Origin of the sequence: Rhizobium oryziradicis (assembly GCF_001939045.1) — a bacterium.
GTDB classification, from domain to species: domain Bacteria; phylum Pseudomonadota; class Alphaproteobacteria; order Rhizobiales; family Rhizobiaceae; genus Allorhizobium; species Allorhizobium oryziradicis.
In genome coordinates this window covers 95,247-112,357 of sequence record NZ_MKIM01000028.1, presented here as the reverse complement: position 1 = coordinate 112,357, position 17,111 = coordinate 95,247, and the positions used below count along the sequence as shown (strand labels likewise).

Here is a 17,111-nt window from a genome sequence, read left to right as displayed (position 1 = left end):
CAACGCATCAAACACATGAATGACCACATGTTCCTCATCAGTGTGGCGCATCTGCATATTGCGTTTGCTCTCTACATCGGCCAAAACGCCGGGCATGATCTCAATTAACGACGTCTCCGCCCGCATTGCTGGCCGCCTTCTCATCGACCACGCCACGATTTCGCTGCCCACGGGCGTGAAAGCGGGCCTTGTGGGCCGCAATGGTGCGGGAAAATCCACCCTGTTTCGGGTGATCACTGGCGATCTCGCCTCAGAGTCCGGCTCGGTCTCGATTCCGAAGGCCGCCAAAATCGGTCAGGTGGCGCAGGAAGCGCCCGGCACCGAAGACAGCCTGATTTCCATCGTGCTGGCTGCCGATAAGGAGCGCACCGCGCTTTTGGAAGAATCAGAAACAGCCACCGACCCAAACCGCATTGCCGAAATCCAGATGCGGCTGGTGGATATTGATGCCCATTCGGCAGAGGCGCGTGCTTCCAGCATTCTCGCCGGTCTTGGTTTTGATCAGGCAGCGCAGCTTCGTCCGGCGTCGGCTTTTTCTGGCGGCTGGCGTATGCGCGTGGCCTTGGCCGCTGTGCTGTTTGCCGAGCCTGACCTGCTGCTGCTGGACGAGCCAACCAACTATCTCGACCTTGAAGGCACGTTGTGGCTGGAAGATTATATCCGCCGCTATCCGCACACCGTCATTATCATCAGCCATGACCGTGATCTTTTGAACAATGCCGTCAATGCCATTGTCCATCTTGATCAGAAAAAGCTGACCTTCTATCGCGGTGGTTATGACCAGTTCGAGCGCCAGAAGGCCGAGAACGACGAATTGCAGATGAAGTCCAAGGCCAAGAATGATGCGGCCAGAAAGCATTTGCAAAGCTTCATTGACCGTTTCAAGGCCAAGGCCACCAAGGCCAAACAGGCCCAGAGCCGCGTGAAAGCGCTGGAACGGATGGGCACCGTTGCCGCCGTGATTGAAGATCACGTCCAGCCCATCACCTTCCCGGAGCCGGAAAAACAGCCTGCCTCGCCGATCATCGCCATCAATGGCGGCGCTGTTGGCTATGAGCCGGGCAAGCCGATTTTGAAAAACCTCAACCTTCGCATCGATGCCGATGACCGCATTGCGCTGCTGGGGTCCAACGGCAATGGTAAATCCACCTTTGCCAAGTTCATTTCCGGTCGCCTGCCGCCAGAAAGCGGCGATCTGCGTCTGGCACCGAGCCTGAAAATCGGCTTCTTCGCCCAACATCAGCTGGACGATCTGGTGCCTGCCGACACCCCGGTGGAGCATGTGCGCCGGTTGATGCCTGCGGCACCCGAAGCCAAGGTGCGCGCCCGCGTGGCGCAAATGGGCCTGACCACGGAAAAGATGAACACCGCCGCCAAGGACCTGTCCGGAGGTGAAAAGGCACGGCTGCTGATGGGCTTGGCCGCGTTTCATGCCCCGAACCTGTTGATTCTCGACGAGCCAACCAACCATCTGGACATCGACAGCCGCCGCGCGCTGATCGAAGCGCTGAACGATTACGAAGGTGCGGTTATTCTGATCTCCCACGATCGGCATTTGATCGAGGCGACCGTGGACCGACTCTGGTTGGTCAACAACGGCACCGTCACCACGTTTGAAGGTGACATGGAAGAATACCGGGACCTGATCGTGTCATCCGGTAAAAAAAAAGAAGAAAAAGTTGAAGTAACCGTTGATGCAGGCAACAAAGCAGACCAGCGCAAGGCCAATGCCGAAAAGCGGGCAGCGCTGGCTCCTTTGAAGAAAAAAATCAATGAAATCGAATCTTTGACCAAGAAACTCGAGAGTTTGATTCAAAGCCTTGATGCAGACCTTGCAGATCCGGTTTTATATGAAAAACATCCGGCCAAGGCCGCTGAAAAGGTCAAACAGCGCGGTGAAGCTGCCGCCAAATTGAATGCGGCCGAAGAACAATGGCTTGAGCTTTCGACAGAATATGAAGAGGCGATGGCGGGCTGAATATACTTGGCTCGCCAGAAAAAATCTCGACACGTTACGATTTTCGAGACTATCAATCACCAACATGTGTCTGCTTTTATAACATGTGGATCAGACAGACAGGATATAATCATCTCGAGAGAACAATTTCGGTGATCTTGTTTCAAGTTTATTTGAAAATAATAGCAAAAAAATAAATGTGCTGCTTTTGGTTTACGCTACATAGATGTCTTTCACTGGACTATAACCAATTGATTATAAATCATAAAATAATAAATCCCATTAATTTTAACGGTTAATTTTACATTAGAGATATTTTAATTAATCCCAAACATCATCCGTTTGCAATGCAACAATATACTGAGTGTCTCTTTTGACTTTCTGATCCGAACCGGGCGCACGGTTTTAATTGAGAAAGCCATACGGGGCAGAGATCGGCGCTCGGTGCCGTCAGCCAAAAGCTGGCAAGCAGCCTTCGGGTCAATCCGGTGCGAAAACAAACCACAGAGCATCCTTGCGTAGCCGAGTATTCGGCACGGCGCTTTCGCATCTCTTTATCCTGAGGTCTTTTGGGTCCTCCGAAGCCAAAACACATGTCAATCGCTGCGCAATGAATTGCGCCGCTGGTTCAGCATATCTGATGGGCCTGCCATGACGGCATCTCGTCCAGCGTGATTGGAAACAATGGAATGCTCCCACATTTTTCTTTGAAAACGTCACTCGCAGGGGCTTTATCCGGCTTGATGTTGCTTCTTCTCATCCAGGGCGGGTTTGGCCTCTATTCCATGTCGGGTATTTTCAAACATGTTCAGGAATTGGCCGAACGCGCCGTTCCGCGTGTCGATATTACCAATCGACTGAACATTTCGTTGGCCAATCTGCGCGGCCTGGAAACGCGCCACATTCTAAGCACCACAGCTGAGGCGATGGCGCAAACGGATGCCGCATTGGAAAACGAGCGCACAAAACTGCGCAGCCGCATGGCCATGTACGAAAAGCTGATTTCACTGCCTGCTGAGCGGCAGGCGTATGAGGTGTTCAAGCGTGAACTTGCCACCTATCTTGAGCTGGATGCCAAAATGGTGGCACTTTCCAAAAGCGGTGAGAAAGACAAGGCTTCCGCTCTTCTGGTGGGTGACATGGTCAAAGTCTATGCCGCCATGGACGATCAGGCTGACATTTTCCGCGACGCCAATGTGGATGCCGCGAAGGAGATGTATCAAAGCGCTTCCAACGCCTTTAACGTTTCGGTCCTTCTCAATGCGCTTGTGCTTGCGTTGGGAACCATCGCAGGCGTGGGTGCCATGATCTTCGTGTCAAAGGGCGTTTCAAGCCCCATCCAGCGACTGACGGCCAATATGAGCACGCTCGCATCAGGCGATTTCAACCACCACATTCCCTACCTTGAGCGGCAAAACGAAATTGGCTCCATGGCCCGCGCCCTGGAAGTGTTCAAGCAAAACGGACTGAACGTCTTGAGCATGAACGCGCAAGAGTTGCACATGCGCCAGAAATGCGATGAATTGCGCGACAGCATTGGCGAAGTGGTTGCTGCAGCGGTGACCGGCGATTTCAGCCAGCGCATCACCCGCGACTTCGACTTTCCCGACCTGAATGCGTTTGCAGCGTCCATGAATGAACTGGTGCAATCCATCGACAGTGGTTTGAGCGAGACACGACGCATTGTCTCTGCCCTGAACCAGGGCGATCTGACCGATGCCATGCGTGGGCAGTTTCAGGGCGCATTTGGTGAACTGCAGCAAAACGTCAACAATACCATGGGTGTCCTGCGCGCAATTGTGGGTGAGGTCCGCGCCTCAATCGACATGATCAACTCAGGCTCCGGCGAGCTTCGCTTTGCCTCCGATGATCTGGCCAAACGCACGGAGCAGCAAGCCGCAGCCCTGGAAGAAACGTCATCGGCGTTGGAAGAAATCACCAACACCGTCAACACATCAACCCGCCGCGCCTTGGAAACCAGCAAAATGGTGGACATTGCCAGACAAAGCACCGAGGATTCTGCCTCCGTGGTCCATGATGCGGTTTCGGCAATGGGACGCATTGAGCAGGCATCGGGCGAGATAGGTCAGATTCTGAATGTGATTGATGAGATTGCCTTTCAGACCAATCTTCTGGCGCTCAATGCTGGCGTGGAAGCCGCCCGCGCCGGAGAGGCTGGCAAGGGCTTTGCCGTTGTCGCCCAAGAGGTTCGTGAACTGGCCCAGCGCTCTGCCGGTGCCGCCAAGGACATCAAGAGCCTCATCACCAAATCGGGCGATGAAGTGGCCGCAGGCGTGCGCCTGGTGACAGCAACAGGGGATGCGCTCAACCGGATTCGCGATCACGTTGTCGATATCAATGCCCAAGTGCATGAGATTGCCAATGCCGCGAAAGAACAGGCCTACAAGCTCCAGGAGGTAAATTCCGCTGTTGGGCAGATGGATCAGGTCACACAACGCAATGCTGCCATGGTGGAAGAAACCACAGCCAGCACAAATCGGCTGGCCGATGACGCTGCCAACCTCGCGCGGCTGATCGGTCATTTCAAGCTGGAGCAAGCATCCAACAGAACCGGACACTGGAAAGCAGCCTAAACACACTTGTACAGCACTGTGCGTTTTATCAAACGCACAGTGCTGTCGCATTTTCAATTGTGTCAGATATTGGGCGAAAGCGGGTTCTCGTCAATAACTCATTAACCATAATTCGATTATCTGATTCTATCGTCTTTCACGAAGAATCACATCATGATGTCTCGCCTGTTCGCCAGCGCCACCCTTGCTTTATGCCTTGCTGGTTGCGCCAGCCAAAGCCCATCCAATATGACCATGCGCAGCGCATTTGCGCCGGTGACAGAGCGTCCCAAGCCGCTTTTGGCCAGCGACCCTGTGCCGATGGAGCCACAGAACTGGATGGGGCGCAGCAGAAGCACCCAATTGGCCGGGCGCACGCTGACAGTGTCGAGCATTCACGACATCAAGCTGGGGCCAAAAGAAGTCATCTTGACATTTGACGACGGGCCGTCGGTGAAAAAGACCGAAACCGTTCTGGCCGATCTCGACCAATATAACGTCAAAGCCACGTTCATGCTGGTTGGTGAAATGGCCAAGAGCCATCCTGAAATCGTGCAGGACACCTTGCGTCGTGGTCATTCCATTGGCAGCCACACCTATCGTCACCCCAATTTGAAAGCCATGGCCTTCGATCAGGCGATGAATGAAATCATGCGCGGCGAAAATGCTGTGCGCGATGCAGCGGGCATCAAAACGGTTGGCTTCTTCCGCTTCCCCTATCTTGCCGATACATCAAGATTGCGCCAGGCTCTGGCTGACCGCGGCACGGTGGTGATGGATGTCGATGTTGATACCAAGGATTATTACAAGGCCAGCGCCGCCCAGGTGCTGGACCGCACCATGGCAGAGCTTGCCAAGCGCCATGGCGGCATCATTTTGATGCATGACATCCACACCAGAACAGTTGCCATGTTGCCCATGCTGTTGAAGCGTCTGAACACTGAGGGCTATAAAGTGGTGACCCTGCGCTATGGCAAGGCATCCAATCAGATGGTTGCATCGCGCCTGTAAGCAAAAGGCCTATCCTCCACAACAGAGGATAGGCCTTTTTTGTCCCCGCACATTACAAACGCTTACGCCTTCTTCTCCCAGCGGCCCTGATTGTTTTGCTGCCAATAGGTCAGAGCATGGCCCTCACCTTTCAGCCGCTTCCACTCGCCACGCGCGGTTTCCAGCTCGCTTTGGTCATGGCCATCAAACACAAACACCACCCGCTCATAGAGCAAGGGAAGCTCCGGCACGGCACCGTCAATATAGAATCGCACCGTTGCCTGATTGCCATTGCCTGACGATAGACTGAGCAACACCGGCTGGCTCTCGGCCATCTCCGCATCGTCCGTGCCATGGGGCAAAAAACTATCGTCCCGATAGGTCCATAAATGCTGATCGAGCTTTTCACGCCGATCAGCATCCCGCATTTCAACGCCCACGGTCCAGCCACGCTCGAGGCACTTTTCCAGCAGGGCCGGTAAAGCATCCTCAAGCTTCGTTTCTGTGAGATGGTAGAAGAGAACGTCGGTCACGCTTTGGTGTCCCGCTTACGCTTCATAAGCATCACGCACCAGTTGATCCAGGAGCCGCACACCAAAGCCAGAAGCCCAGGACTGGCTGATTTCATCCTTTGGCGAATCCATCGCGGTTCCGGCAACATCAAGATGCGCCCAAGGGGTGTCGCCGACAAAGCGTTGCAAGAATTGCGCCGCCGTAATCGAGCCTCCCAGCCGTCCGCCGGAGTTTTTCATATCGGCAAAGCGGCTATCGATCATCTTGTCGTAATCCTTGCCAAGCGGCATCCGCCACAGGCGCTCATTGGTGCTCAGGCCCGCTTTCAGCAATTGCTCTGCCAGTTCATCATCGTTGGAAAACAGGCCAGCATGCAGATTGGCCAGCGCCACCAGAATGGCACCCGTCAATGTTGCCAGATTGATCATGAAGGCAGGCTTGAAACGGTCGTTGCAATACCAGAGCGCATCACACAGCACCAAACGGCCTTCGGCATCGGTATTGATAATCTCAATGGTCTGGCCGGACATCGAGGTGACAATATCGCCCGGACGCTGGGCATTGCCATCCGGCATGTTTTCCACAAGGCCGAGAATGCCAACAACATTCACCTTGGCTTTGCGCGCCGCCAGCGTATGCATCAGGCCAATCACGGCGGCCGCACCGCCCATATCGCCCTTCATATCTTCCATGCCTGCTGCTGGCTTGATGGAAATACCGCCGGTGTCAAACACCACGCCCTTGCCAATGAAGGCAATCGGCTGAGCATCTGTTTTGTCACCCTTCCACTGCATCACCGCCAAACGCGGTGGCCGCACGGATCCTTGGGCAACACCCAAAAGCGCGCCCATGCCCAGCGCCTTCATCTCCACTTCCGTGAGAATCTCAACCTCAACGCCCAGCTTTTCAAGCGCCTTGGCATGATCGGCAAACTCCACCGGGCCAAGCACGTTGGGCGGCAGGTTGACCATGGTGCGAGCCAGCAACACGCCATCGGTCACGGCTTTGCCGTCCTTTTCAAACAAGGCCTTGGCCGCATCCGCATGGGCGGTGACAATGGTCACCTTGATGACGGCGGCACCCTCATCATCATCCTTTTTCTTGGTCTTGTAATCATCAAAGGTGTAATTGCGCAGCATCATGCCTGCGGCAAAATCGCAGACAGCCTTTGGTGTCACATCAAGGCCTTCGGCATCGACAAACACGGTGGCAGCCTCGGCTTTCTTGAGGTTGGCGGCCACGGTTCCGCCAAGCCGCAACCAGTCATGAGCGCTCAGATCAGCCGCCTTGCCTGCGCCAACCACGATCAAACGATCCAAGTTTGATCCCGCAGGTGCCAGCAAATCCAGCACCGTCATTGCCTTGGCCTTGAACTGCGCTGTTGCGGCGGCTCTTGCAAACGTGCCAGCAGGATCAAGCTCGGCGGCTGCTGCGGGCAGCGCGCTTTCTGCCTCTTTCAGCGTCAGCGCAAGTCCGCCTTGCAGCGTGGCAGATGTCGCAAAGGATATTTCTAGCTTGGCAGCCATGGTCAACTCCGGCATTTCATTTTGAAGGTTGGCCGATCATGTCGGTTTTGAACCCGATTGCAACAGATAGACCGACAAAGCCGAAATTTGATGTGCAAAAGGCAGCGGACGATAAAGCAAAGGTGAGGCATCTGGCTCTTTTCCCCGTCACAGGGTAATAAGCCAGCGCAACTGCCTGCCAGAGCAGACTCATCAAGCGGACAGACCCATCAAGCCGACAGACCAAGAGTGAACCATGAGCCCCATTGCGCGCACCTCTGTGCACACGATCAAAACACTCTGGGAAGGACTGGCCCGCGTGCCGGACCTGTCAAAAGCATCCATAGGCACCGCAACCGCGCTGTCTGCCCTGTGGTTTGCTTTGCTGCTTGCGTTTTACGCCCTGCCCGAGATCGATTTGGCAGTCGCCGGCTTTTTCTTTCGCGCCTCAGAATGCGGTGCTGGCGTGAGCCGCCTTGTCTGCGGTGGCTTTCCCGTCAGTCACAATGGTGTGGTTCAGGTGATTCGCAAAATCCTGTTCTACGTGCCGCATATCACTGGCGTCTGTGTTCTGGTGGCGCTGATCATTGCGTTGGTCGAAGCAAAGGACAAACGCATCAGCGAATTTCCGATTTTGAAACAGCAAAACCACGACTGGATCGCAAAACTCGCCTTGTCGCTGCTGGCAGCCTTGATAGGCCCGTTTCTTGTCGTCAATGTCATTCTGAAAGAGTGGTCGGGAAGACCTCGCCCCATTGAAACCGATGTTTTTGGTGGCACCCTGCATTTCATGCCGGCCGGTAGTTTTGCCGGTGCCTGCGATGGCAATTGCTCTTTCATCTCGGGCGAGGCCGCAGGTGCCGGCATTATTATCTGTATTGTGCCCTTTATTCCCTCGAGCTGGCGATCTCGCCTCGGCCCGCCTTTGGTCATCGCCTCCATCGCCACGGCCCTGCTGAGGGTGGCATTTGGAGGTCATTATCTCTCGGATGCGGTTCTGGGCTGGCTGTCGTCGCCGGTCATTTTTGCCTGGGTCTTTGCCGTGTACCACGTGTTTGACAGGCCGCAAAAGCGCTCAAATTCCAAGCCATCGTCAATCCTGCACAGGTGATTGCAGAACAAGCCCTTGTCTTTTACCAGAACCAAGGGCAAATAGAGGCCACAAGCAGGGTCAGGCATGAAGCTTCTCGAAAAATATATATTGCGGCGTGTCGCGCAAATGTTCCTGACGGCATTGCTGCCGGTGCTTGCGATTATCTGGACGACGCAGGTTCTGGCACGCATCAATCTAGTGACCGACACCGGCCAATCCATCGGTGCATTTGCCCAGCTGGCAACGCTTATTTTGCCGACAATCATTCCCGTTGTGATGCCCTTTGCGCTGGTGATCGGCATCACACAAAGCCTCACTGCGATGAACAATGATTCGGAACTGCCGGTCATTGATGCGGCAGGCGCTTCGCGCTCCATCATCCTGCGGCCGATCCTGTTGTTTGCACTGGCGATAAGCCTGCTCACGCTGTTCATCACCAATGATGTGCAGCCCAAGGTCAAAGCTGCCGCAAGAGATATGATCGCCAACGCCTATGCCGACCTTCTCTCCACGGTGATTGAAGAGAAAAACTTCCGCAAAGTTGAGGAAGGGCTCTATGTCCAGATCTCGCAGCGGCTGGCCGGACGCGTTCTCAAGGGCCTGTTCGTTGCTGATTATCGTGACCCGAACTACACGCTGATTTACTACGCCCGCGAAGGTGCCGTGGATAAAACTGGCACAGCGCTGATCATGCATGATGGCGAAGTGCAGCGCAAAGCGCCGGGCGAAAACGTCTCTATTGTTCACTTCGATTCTTACGCCTTTGACCTCTCTGATCTGACAGAACAGCGCGGCAAGGCATCAATGCGCCCAAGCGATCGAAGCCTGGGCTTTCTGCTCAATCCCGATAAGAATGATCCCGATTATCAAGCGCGCCCCGGTGCCTATACGGCGGAATTGCATAAGCGCATGACCGAGTGGCTTTTGCCGTTTGCCTTTGCGCTGATTTCTCTGGTCATTGCAGGCGACGCGAAATCGCACCGCGAGGCGCGGCTGCATCCGATGGTCTCGGCGCTGGTGATTGCCCTTCTGTTGAGATGGCTTGCCTTCTATGCCGCCAACAAGGTCGAAAACAACAGCGCGTATGTCTATCTGATGTACGCCACGCCGTTACTCAGTGGGGCCATTGCCGCAGCAATGCTGTATCGCCAAAAGCAAGCGCGGAGGCGTTCCAAATTGCAGCACGCGATTGACACCTTCATTGCATCGGCTCAGGCGCGCCTTTCGGGCTTGCGCGGCAAAAACTCCGGAAATGGGGGCGGCGTATGATCATCGGTACACTCAGCCGTTATTTTCTCAAGCGCTACGCCATCACCGTCTTCTGGTTTCTGATCGGTGTGGCCGCCATCATATTTCTGATCGACTTTAGTGAGGTCAGTGGCCGCTATTCCGATGCCAAAGGCTCATCCCTGATCGGCGTGATGCTGCTCACCTTGATGCGCTTGCCTCTGATCTTGCAGCAGACAGTTCCGTTTATTGCGCTGTTTGCGGGCATGACGGCGCTGATTGCGCTCAATCGTCGCTCCGAGCTGGTGATTGCGCGCGCGGCGGGCATTTCCGTCTGGCAGTTCATGTTCCCGTTCTTGCTCGGTGCCTTCCTGCTCGGTGTCGGCAGTTCCGTGATTCTCAACCCGCTTGCGGCCATTGGACAGCAATTTGCCCTGTCTCAGGAAGCGAAGTGGGGCGATTCGGGCAGCGTGAGCAACAATGACGTTCCGTGGATTCGTCAGATCACTGGCAAGGACGACACCATCATCGGTGCATCATCAGTGCTGGAAAATGGCACCTTGCTGACCCAGCCGGTATTTATCCACTTTGACAGCGACGGTCGGATCGCCTATCGACAGGATGCTTCCACAGCGAAGTTGCAAGATGGTTACTGGGTGCTTAATGATGTTATTGAGACTCGCCCGGGTCAAAAGCCTCTGGATCTCGCATCGGTGAAAGTTCGTACCAATTTGAAGCAGGAGTTTTTACAAGAGCGTCTCGCACAGCCTGATACTGTTGCTTTTTATGATCTTTCTAACAAAATAGCAGTCGCGCATTCCTTTGGCATATCGACGAAAAGGTTGGAAACCCAGTTTCATTCACTGATTTCCATGCCGTTCCTTCTCGTTGCAATGACATTGATTGCTGCAACTGTTTCTCTCAAATTCAGTCGTTTCAACCAGTCACGAACCGTGATTCTGGGTGGAATCATTTCAGGCTTCGTGCTTTATGTGACAACAGTGCTTGTAAAGGCGTTCGGAAGCAGTGGTGTGGTTCCGCCATTCGTCGCAACCTGGTCTCCAGTGATTGTGGCAATGGCATTGGGTGCGACAATTCTGCTTCATCAGGAGGATGGTTAGTGGCGGCAAGTGACCGCGGAAGCGTGAGTAGGCTTTTAGCAGCCCTTTTGGCAGGCGTCGCTCTGAGTGCATACGTAGCTCCTGTTGGAGATGTATACGCGCAGGAGAAGACCAGCCGGGGTGCTTTGACGCCGAAGGTTCCCGACGATGCGAAGCTGATGCTCGCAGCGAACGAACTCGTGTACAACAAGGACGCCCAAAAGGTCACCGCCGTTGGCGGCGTTCAGATAAACTATGCTGGTTACCAAATGGTAGCCCGCCGCATCGAGTATGATCAAAAGTCTGGCCGCCTGATGGCCTACGACAACATTGAATTGATCGAACCGGGCGGAAATCGGATCTATGCCGACAAACTGGATGTGACCGATGATTTCGGCAGCGGTTTTGTCGATAGTCTTCGCATTGAAACACCGGATAATACCCGTATGGCGGCAGTATCCGGCCAGCGTGTGAACGGCGATGAGATGATCCTGAACAAGGGCATCTACACCGCCTGTCTGCCCTGTGCTGAAAAAGGCCGTGCGCCGATTTGGCAGATCAAGGCAGAACGCGTTATCCAGAACGGCAAGACCCATACAATCCGTCTGGAAAAGGCCCGTTTCCAGCTTTTTGGCCATTCCATCGCGACGATTCCGGCGATGACCGTGCCAGACAATACGGTGAAGCGGAAGTCAGGCTTCCTGTTCCCACAGTTTAGCACAACGCAAAACCTCGGAGTTGGGGTTATTGCTCCCTATTATTGGGCAATTTCTCCACAAACCGATGCGACGATCAGGCTGGGTGGCTATTCCAACCAGGGCGTGCTGCTGGACACCGAAGTGCGTCATCAGTTCGAAGACGGGCTTGCCACTCTGCGCTTTGCCACCATCGATCAGATGAACAAGCAGGCTTTCAACGCGGGTACGTCCGACTCGAAGAAAGACTTTCGCGGCATGGTCGGGTCAACCGGCGCGTTCACGATCAATCCTCGCTGGACATTCGGCTGGAATGTCATGGCGCAAAGCGACAATAATTTCTCGCGTACCTACAATCTGCAGGGATTCAACGAGAGCACCCATACCAATCAGGTCTATCTGAGTGGTCGTGGCAATCGTAATTCCTTCGACATGCGCGCCTACTATTTTGATGTTCAGGATGCTGACAACAACAATGTGGCAGAGCGCAAGCAGCCTGTTGTCACGCCAACAATTGACTACAGCTATTATGCGCCAGAACCTTTCATGGGCGGCGAACTCTCGGCTGTCGTCAATTTCACGGCATTGACACGCTACAACAACGACTTCTTCAACGTCACATCCACCTCCCCTATCAAGTATCAGGGCCTCAAGGGCAATATGAGCCGCTTGACCGCGGAAGTTGAGTGGAAGCGGACGTTTGACACCTCGGAGGGCTTGTTGCTCACGCCAATCCTCGCCGCTCGTGGCGACGTGTTTGGCAACAATATGAATAACCCTGTTGGCTATACAGGCAATTACGACGATACCGCAGGCATTGCCCGCTCCATGGTCACCGCAGGGCTGGAAGTGCGTTATCCCTGGTTGCTGACAACGCCCAACAGCAACAGCGTACTTGAGCCAATTGCACAAATTTTTGTGCGTCCTGACGAGCAGGACGCTGGCAGATTGCCAAATGAAGATGCGCAAAGCTTTGTGTTCAATGCCACAAACCTGTTCTCGCGTGACAAATTCTCCGGTTTTGACCGGGTTGAAGGTGGCACACGCGCCAACATTGGCTTGCGCTACACAGGCTCACTCGACAGCGGCTACACGCTTCGCAGCATTTTTGGTCAGTCCTATCAGCTTGCTGGTCAAAACTCGTTTGCTTCAAGCGATCTGGTCTATGCTGGCAATGAGTCGGGCCTCGAAAACACTGTGTCTGACTATGTTGGTATGGTCGGTGTTGATACGCCATTTGGCCTGTCAACCGCCATCAACGCCCGGATCGACCGCAGCTCACTTGAGCTGAAGAGAACGGATACGTCTGTCGGCTATCAAAACGACAGATTGCAAACCAACTTCGTCTATAGCCAGATCGCGGCTCAGCCAAACTATGGCTATAACTACGAGCGGCAAGAGATCCAGAATACGACGCAGATCAAGGTTGACGATTACTGGTCGGTTTTTGGCGCAAGCTATTGGGATTTGAAGAAGGATCGGCTTGATCGCTACGGCGTTGGCTTCTCCTACACGGACGAATGCACCGTCTTCTCTATCGTTTACAAGCGCAAAAGCACCGACACATCAACCGCTGCCAATGACTGGTCGATCGGCGCGCGTCTGACATTCCGCACGCTCGGCGATATCGGCGTGGGCAATCTCAACCCGACCAGCACCGACTGATGGATGCGCGATGATCAATAACCACCCTGAGCCAATCTGGGGTGGTTCATTTTCATAGAAGACTGCGTTTCAGTGGTCTTGAGAGCGCGGCGATGTTTTATCATTCCTTAAATCGATTTCGATTTCAGGAATTATGCAGTAGCCATTGTTTTGCCGCACCGTTTGTGCAAACGATCCTGCTTAAGTGCAGGTATAGGACGGCACCACAGGATTGATGTGGTGCGGGAAAGGGACATGTTAATGACCTTCGGCAGCAAGATTTTGCGAGTAGCTCTGGTGAGCACAGTCGCCCTGGTGAGTGTGGCAAGCCTCACGCCGACTATGTTTGTAAGCGTCGCTCACGCCGCAACCGGTGTGGCCATTGTGGTGAACAAGGTCGCGATTACCAACACAGATATTGCGCGCCGTGCTGCTTTCTTGAAGCTTCGCCATGAAAAAGGCGACCTGAACAAGATGGCAAAAGAAGAGATGATCGACGAGCAGCTCAAGCGCCAGGAAGTGGCGCGGGTTGGCATGTCGGTGAGCGTCGCCGAAGTCGATGCCGCTTTTGCCCGTTTCTCGGCGTCCAACAAGCTGACACCAGCCCAAATGACCCAGATTCTCGACAAGGCAGGCGTCGGCGCAGAGCATTTTAAATCCTACATCGCCGTTCAAATGAGCTGGCCACGTCTGGTCAATGCCCGCTACTCCTCCAGAGACAAGCTGACCAATCAGGAAATGGTCACGCGCCTGTTGGAGAACAAGCAAAAACCACAGACGACTGAATACGCGTTGAAGCAAGTGATCTTCGTTGTTCCCGCGAACAAACGAAATGCAGTTCTGGCCAAGCGAAAAGCCGAAGCGGAAGCCTCACGCGGCAAATTCCCTGGCTGCGATCAGGCAATGGAATTTGCCCGCAACTATCTTGATGTGTCGATTCGCGATCTTGGCCGGGTGTTGCAGCCAGAACTGCCAACCGAATGGAAGCCTTTGATTGAAGGTGCCAAGGGCAATACCACCGGCACGCTGGTCACAGAGCGTGGCGTCGAATATATCGCCATTTGCAGCCGCAAAGAGGTATCAGACGATCTGGCCGCGCAAGCCGTGTTCCGCGCCGAAGATCTTGGCAAGCAGGACAAGAGCAAGGAAGATCCGAACTCCGCGAAATATCTTGCGGATCTCCGTTCCAAGGCCCAGATCGTTTACCCGTGAGTGCAAGAAACATGTCCGCTCTTTCCGAGAACACACCCCTTGCACTCACCCAGGGCGACCCGGCTGGCATCGGTCCAGACATCAGCCTGGTAGCATGGGTAAAGCGTAAAGAGATGGGCATTCCCGCCTTTCTGTTTCTCGGTGATCCCGCCGTGTTGCGCTCACGCGCACGAAGCCTTGGGCTGGATATTCCTTTCAAGGAATGCACGCCCGAGCAGGCGGCAGAGGTGTTTTCGGATGCGTTTCCCGTTCTCCCAATCCCTGCGGGAATAGACGTTGTGGCGGGTCAGCCACATATGGCAACGGCACGCGGCACCATCAGCGCGATTGAGATGGCCGTGTCTCTCTGCTTTGAGGGCAAAGTCCGTGCGCTTGTCACCAACCCCATCGCCAAATCTGTGCTTTACGAAGCAGGTTTTGGCTTTCCGGGCCATACAGAGTTTCTGGCCGCCTTGTCTGAGAAGGCAACAGGGCAAGCTTCAATGCCTGTGATGATGCTGGCGGGTCCAAAGCTGCGGGCTGTGCCGGTGACCATTCACATCCCCCTTCGCACGGTCGCGGATGCATTGACGCAAGACCTGATCCTCAAGACATGCCGTATTGTTCATGCCGATATGCGCGATAAATTCGGGCTTGAAGCACCACGGCTGGCGATTGCCGGGCTTAATCCCCATGCTGGCGAAAATGGCGCGCTAGGCGTTGAAGACGACGCCGTCATCGCACCGGCTATCTCAAAGCTACGGGCCGAGGGCATTGACGCATTTGGTCCGCTGTCCGCCGACACAATGTTCCATGACGAAGCACGCCGCCGTTATGATGTGGCGATCTGCATGTATCATGATCAGGCATTAATTCCGCTCAAGGCACTGGATTTTGACGAATCCGTCAATGTCACACTTGGCCTGCCCTTTATTCGCACCTCTCCCGATCACGGAACGGCGTTTGGCATTGCGGGTCAGGGCATTGCCAGAGAAAACAGCCTGGTGGCCGCCCTGAAGCTCGCCGATAAGATTAGCCTCGCGCGTTTGCAGGTTGCCTCCTGATGGCTGCATTGGACGGTCTCCCGCCGCTGAGGGATGTCATTCAGCGCCATGGGCTGGATGCGAAAAAGGCATTGGGGCAGAATTTTCTGCTCGATCTCAACATCACCCAGAAAGTAGCGCGCACCGCAGGCGACCTCACCGAGGCCACCGTGTTTGAGGTTGGCCCCGGTCCCGGTGGCTTGACCCGTGCACTTTTGGCGCTTGGCGCAAAAAAGGTGATTGCCGTTGAGCGTGACAGCCGGTGCTTGCCAGCGCTGGCCGAGATCGCCGATCACTATCCCGACCGGTTGGAGGTGATTGAGGGGGACGCCCTCAAGGTGGATTTCGAAGCCATCGCCCCCGAAGGCCCGATCAAGATCGTTGCGAACCTGCCCTATAATGTTGGCACGCAATTGCTGGTCAATTGGCTGACACCCCGGCAGTGGCCGCCCTTTTGGCAGTCCATGACGTTGATGTTTCAAAAAGAAGTCGGTGAGCGTATTGTTGCGCAAGCGGATGACGATCACTATGGCCGTCTGGGTGTGCTCTGTGGCTGGCTGACGCAGGCGCATATGGCCTTTGATTTATCACCGCAGGCCTTCACACCGCCGCCTAAGGTGACCTCAACGGTGGTGCATCTCACCCCGCGGCCGGAGCCCCTGCCCTGCGATCTTGCCAAGCTTGAAAAAGTGACGCAGACCGCCTTTGGCCAACGCCGCAAGATGCTGCGTGCCAGCTTGAAGCCGATTGGTGGCGAAGCACTTCTCAACCGCGCTGACATTGATCCCTCGCGCCGGGCAGAGACGCTTTCTGTCGAGGAATTTTGCAAAATTGCCAATCTGATCTGATCAGTACGCACAGTTTAACACCGCCGCATGCTCTATAAAGCGCGTGGCGGTGTTGACCTTTTGGATCTTACAGGCTTGGAACCTCTGTGACCAGTTCCTGCACAAAATCAAACATGCCGTGGCGGCGATCGCGGCGAAGACGTTCTGCCTTGACGATGGATTGAACGGCATCGAAGGCGGCGTTCAGGTCGTCGTTGACAATCACATAGTCATATTCGCGCCAATGCTCAATTTCCGCGCGGGAATTGTGCAGGCGGGTCTGGATAACCTCTTCCGAATCTTCTGCCCGGCGATGCAAGCGCGATTGCAGCTCGGTCATGGTCGGCGGCAAAATGAAGATCGAGACAACATCGGCCGCCATTTTTTCCTGAAGCTGCTGTGCGCCCTGCCAATCGATATCAAACAGCATATCGCGGCCTTCGGACATCGCCACTTCAACCGGCTCACGTGGGGTGCCATAGAAATTGCCATGTACTTCGGCCCATTCCAGCAGCGCATCCGAGGCTCGAAGCCGCTCAAATTCGCGCTGCGAAATGAAGTGATAATGCACGCCCTCAATTTCGCTGGGGCGGCGCGCACGCGTGGTCACGCTGACCGACATGCCGATTTGCTTATCAATATCCATCAGCGTGCGCGCAATGGTGGACTTACCCGCACCCGAGGGCGAGGAAATCACCAGCATAAGGCCACGCCTTGCAATCGAAACACGCTGAGACGTTATGGTGGACATGG

General features: G+C 54.8%; 13 protein-coding genes. 10 read left to right on the top strand and 3 right to left on the bottom strand.

Going from position 1 to position 17,111, the window contains the following annotated elements:
• The first annotated feature begins 94 nt into the window (after positions 1-94).
• The 3 genes from BJF95_RS15970 (at position 95) to BJF95_RS15960 (ending at position 5,541) form a co-directional block, all read left to right on the top strand.
• The gene (locus BJF95_RS15970) at positions 95-1,978 is read left to right on the top strand and encodes an ABC-F family ATP-binding cassette domain-containing protein (RefSeq protein ID WP_075640470.1); all 1,884 of its coding nucleotides are present in this window, start codon (positions 95-97) and stop codon (positions 1,976-1,978) included.
• 668 nt (positions 1,979-2,646) lie between these two features.
• Entirely contained in the window at positions 2,647-4,551 is a 1,905-nt protein-coding gene (locus BJF95_RS15965; protein ID WP_075640469.1) for a HAMP domain-containing methyl-accepting chemotaxis protein, read from the top strand.
• Between the two features lie 153 nt (positions 4,552-4,704).
• Positions 4,705-5,541, top strand: a complete 837-nt coding sequence (locus tag BJF95_RS15960; protein WP_342587950.1) for a polysaccharide deacetylase family protein — start codon at positions 4,705-4,707, stop codon at positions 5,539-5,541.
• 62 nt (positions 5,542-5,603) lie between these two features.
• On the opposite strand, the gene BJF95_RS15955 is transcribed toward BJF95_RS15960, so the two are convergent.
• A complete protein-coding gene (locus BJF95_RS15955) occupies positions 5,604-6,053 on the bottom strand; it encodes a DNA polymerase III subunit chi (protein ID WP_075640468.1) in 450 nt (149 codons plus the stop codon).
• 15 nt (positions 6,054-6,068) lie between these two features.
• Positions 6,069-7,559 (bottom strand): leucyl aminopeptidase, encoded by a 1,491-nt coding sequence (locus BJF95_RS15950; protein WP_075641078.1) that lies wholly within the window; start codon positions 7,557-7,559, stop codon positions 6,069-6,071.
• A gap of 235 nt (positions 7,560-7,794) precedes the next feature.
• Between BJF95_RS15950 and BJF95_RS15945 the strand changes: the two genes are divergently transcribed.
• The 7 genes from BJF95_RS15945 to rsmA all read left to right on the top strand — a co-directional run bounded on the left by BJF95_RS15945 (position 7,795) and on the right by rsmA (position 16,379).
• Entirely contained in the window at positions 7,795-8,649 is an 855-nt protein-coding gene (locus BJF95_RS15945; protein WP_075640467.1) for a phosphatase PAP2 family protein, read from the top strand.
• A 66-nt stretch (positions 8,650-8,715) separates the two neighbouring features.
• Positions 8,716-9,900: an LPS export ABC transporter permease LptF gene (lptF, locus tag BJF95_RS15940; protein WP_075640466.1), complete on the top strand. Its 1,185-nt coding sequence runs from the start codon at positions 8,716-8,718 to the stop codon at positions 9,898-9,900.
• Positions 9,897-10,979: an LPS export ABC transporter permease LptG gene (gene lptG, locus BJF95_RS15935; protein WP_075640465.1), complete on the top strand. Its 1,083-nt coding sequence runs from the start codon at positions 9,897-9,899 to the stop codon at positions 10,977-10,979. Before lptF ends, lptG begins: the two co-directional genes overlap by 4 nt.
• Entirely contained in the window at positions 10,979-13,318 is a 2,340-nt protein-coding gene (locus tag BJF95_RS15930; protein ID WP_075640464.1) for an LPS-assembly protein LptD, read from the top strand. Before lptG ends, BJF95_RS15930 begins: the two co-directional genes overlap by 1 nt.
• Positions 13,319-13,558: 240 nt before the next feature.
• A complete protein-coding gene (locus BJF95_RS15925; RefSeq protein WP_075640463.1) occupies positions 13,559-14,509 on the top strand; it encodes a SurA N-terminal domain-containing protein in 951 nt (316 codons plus the stop codon).
• Between the two features lie 11 nt (positions 14,510-14,520).
• Positions 14,521-15,552: a 4-hydroxythreonine-4-phosphate dehydrogenase PdxA gene (gene pdxA / locus BJF95_RS15920; RefSeq protein WP_075640462.1), complete on the top strand. Its 1,032-nt coding sequence runs from the start codon at positions 14,521-14,523 to the stop codon at positions 15,550-15,552.
• Positions 15,552-16,379, top strand: a complete 828-nt coding sequence (rsmA, locus tag BJF95_RS15915) for a 16S rRNA (adenine(1518)-N(6)/adenine(1519)-N(6))-dimethyltransferase RsmA (protein ID WP_075640461.1) — start codon at positions 15,552-15,554, stop codon at positions 16,377-16,379. The genes pdxA and rsmA overlap by 1 nt, the downstream gene beginning before the upstream one ends.
• A 67-nt stretch (positions 16,380-16,446) precedes the next feature.
• On the opposite strand, the gene gmk is transcribed toward rsmA, so the two are convergent.
• Positions 16,447-17,109, bottom strand: coding sequence for a guanylate kinase (gene gmk, locus BJF95_RS15910; protein WP_075640460.1), 663 nt, complete (start codon positions 17,107-17,109; stop codon positions 16,447-16,449).
• Between the last annotated feature and the right edge of the window lie 2 nt (positions 17,110-17,111).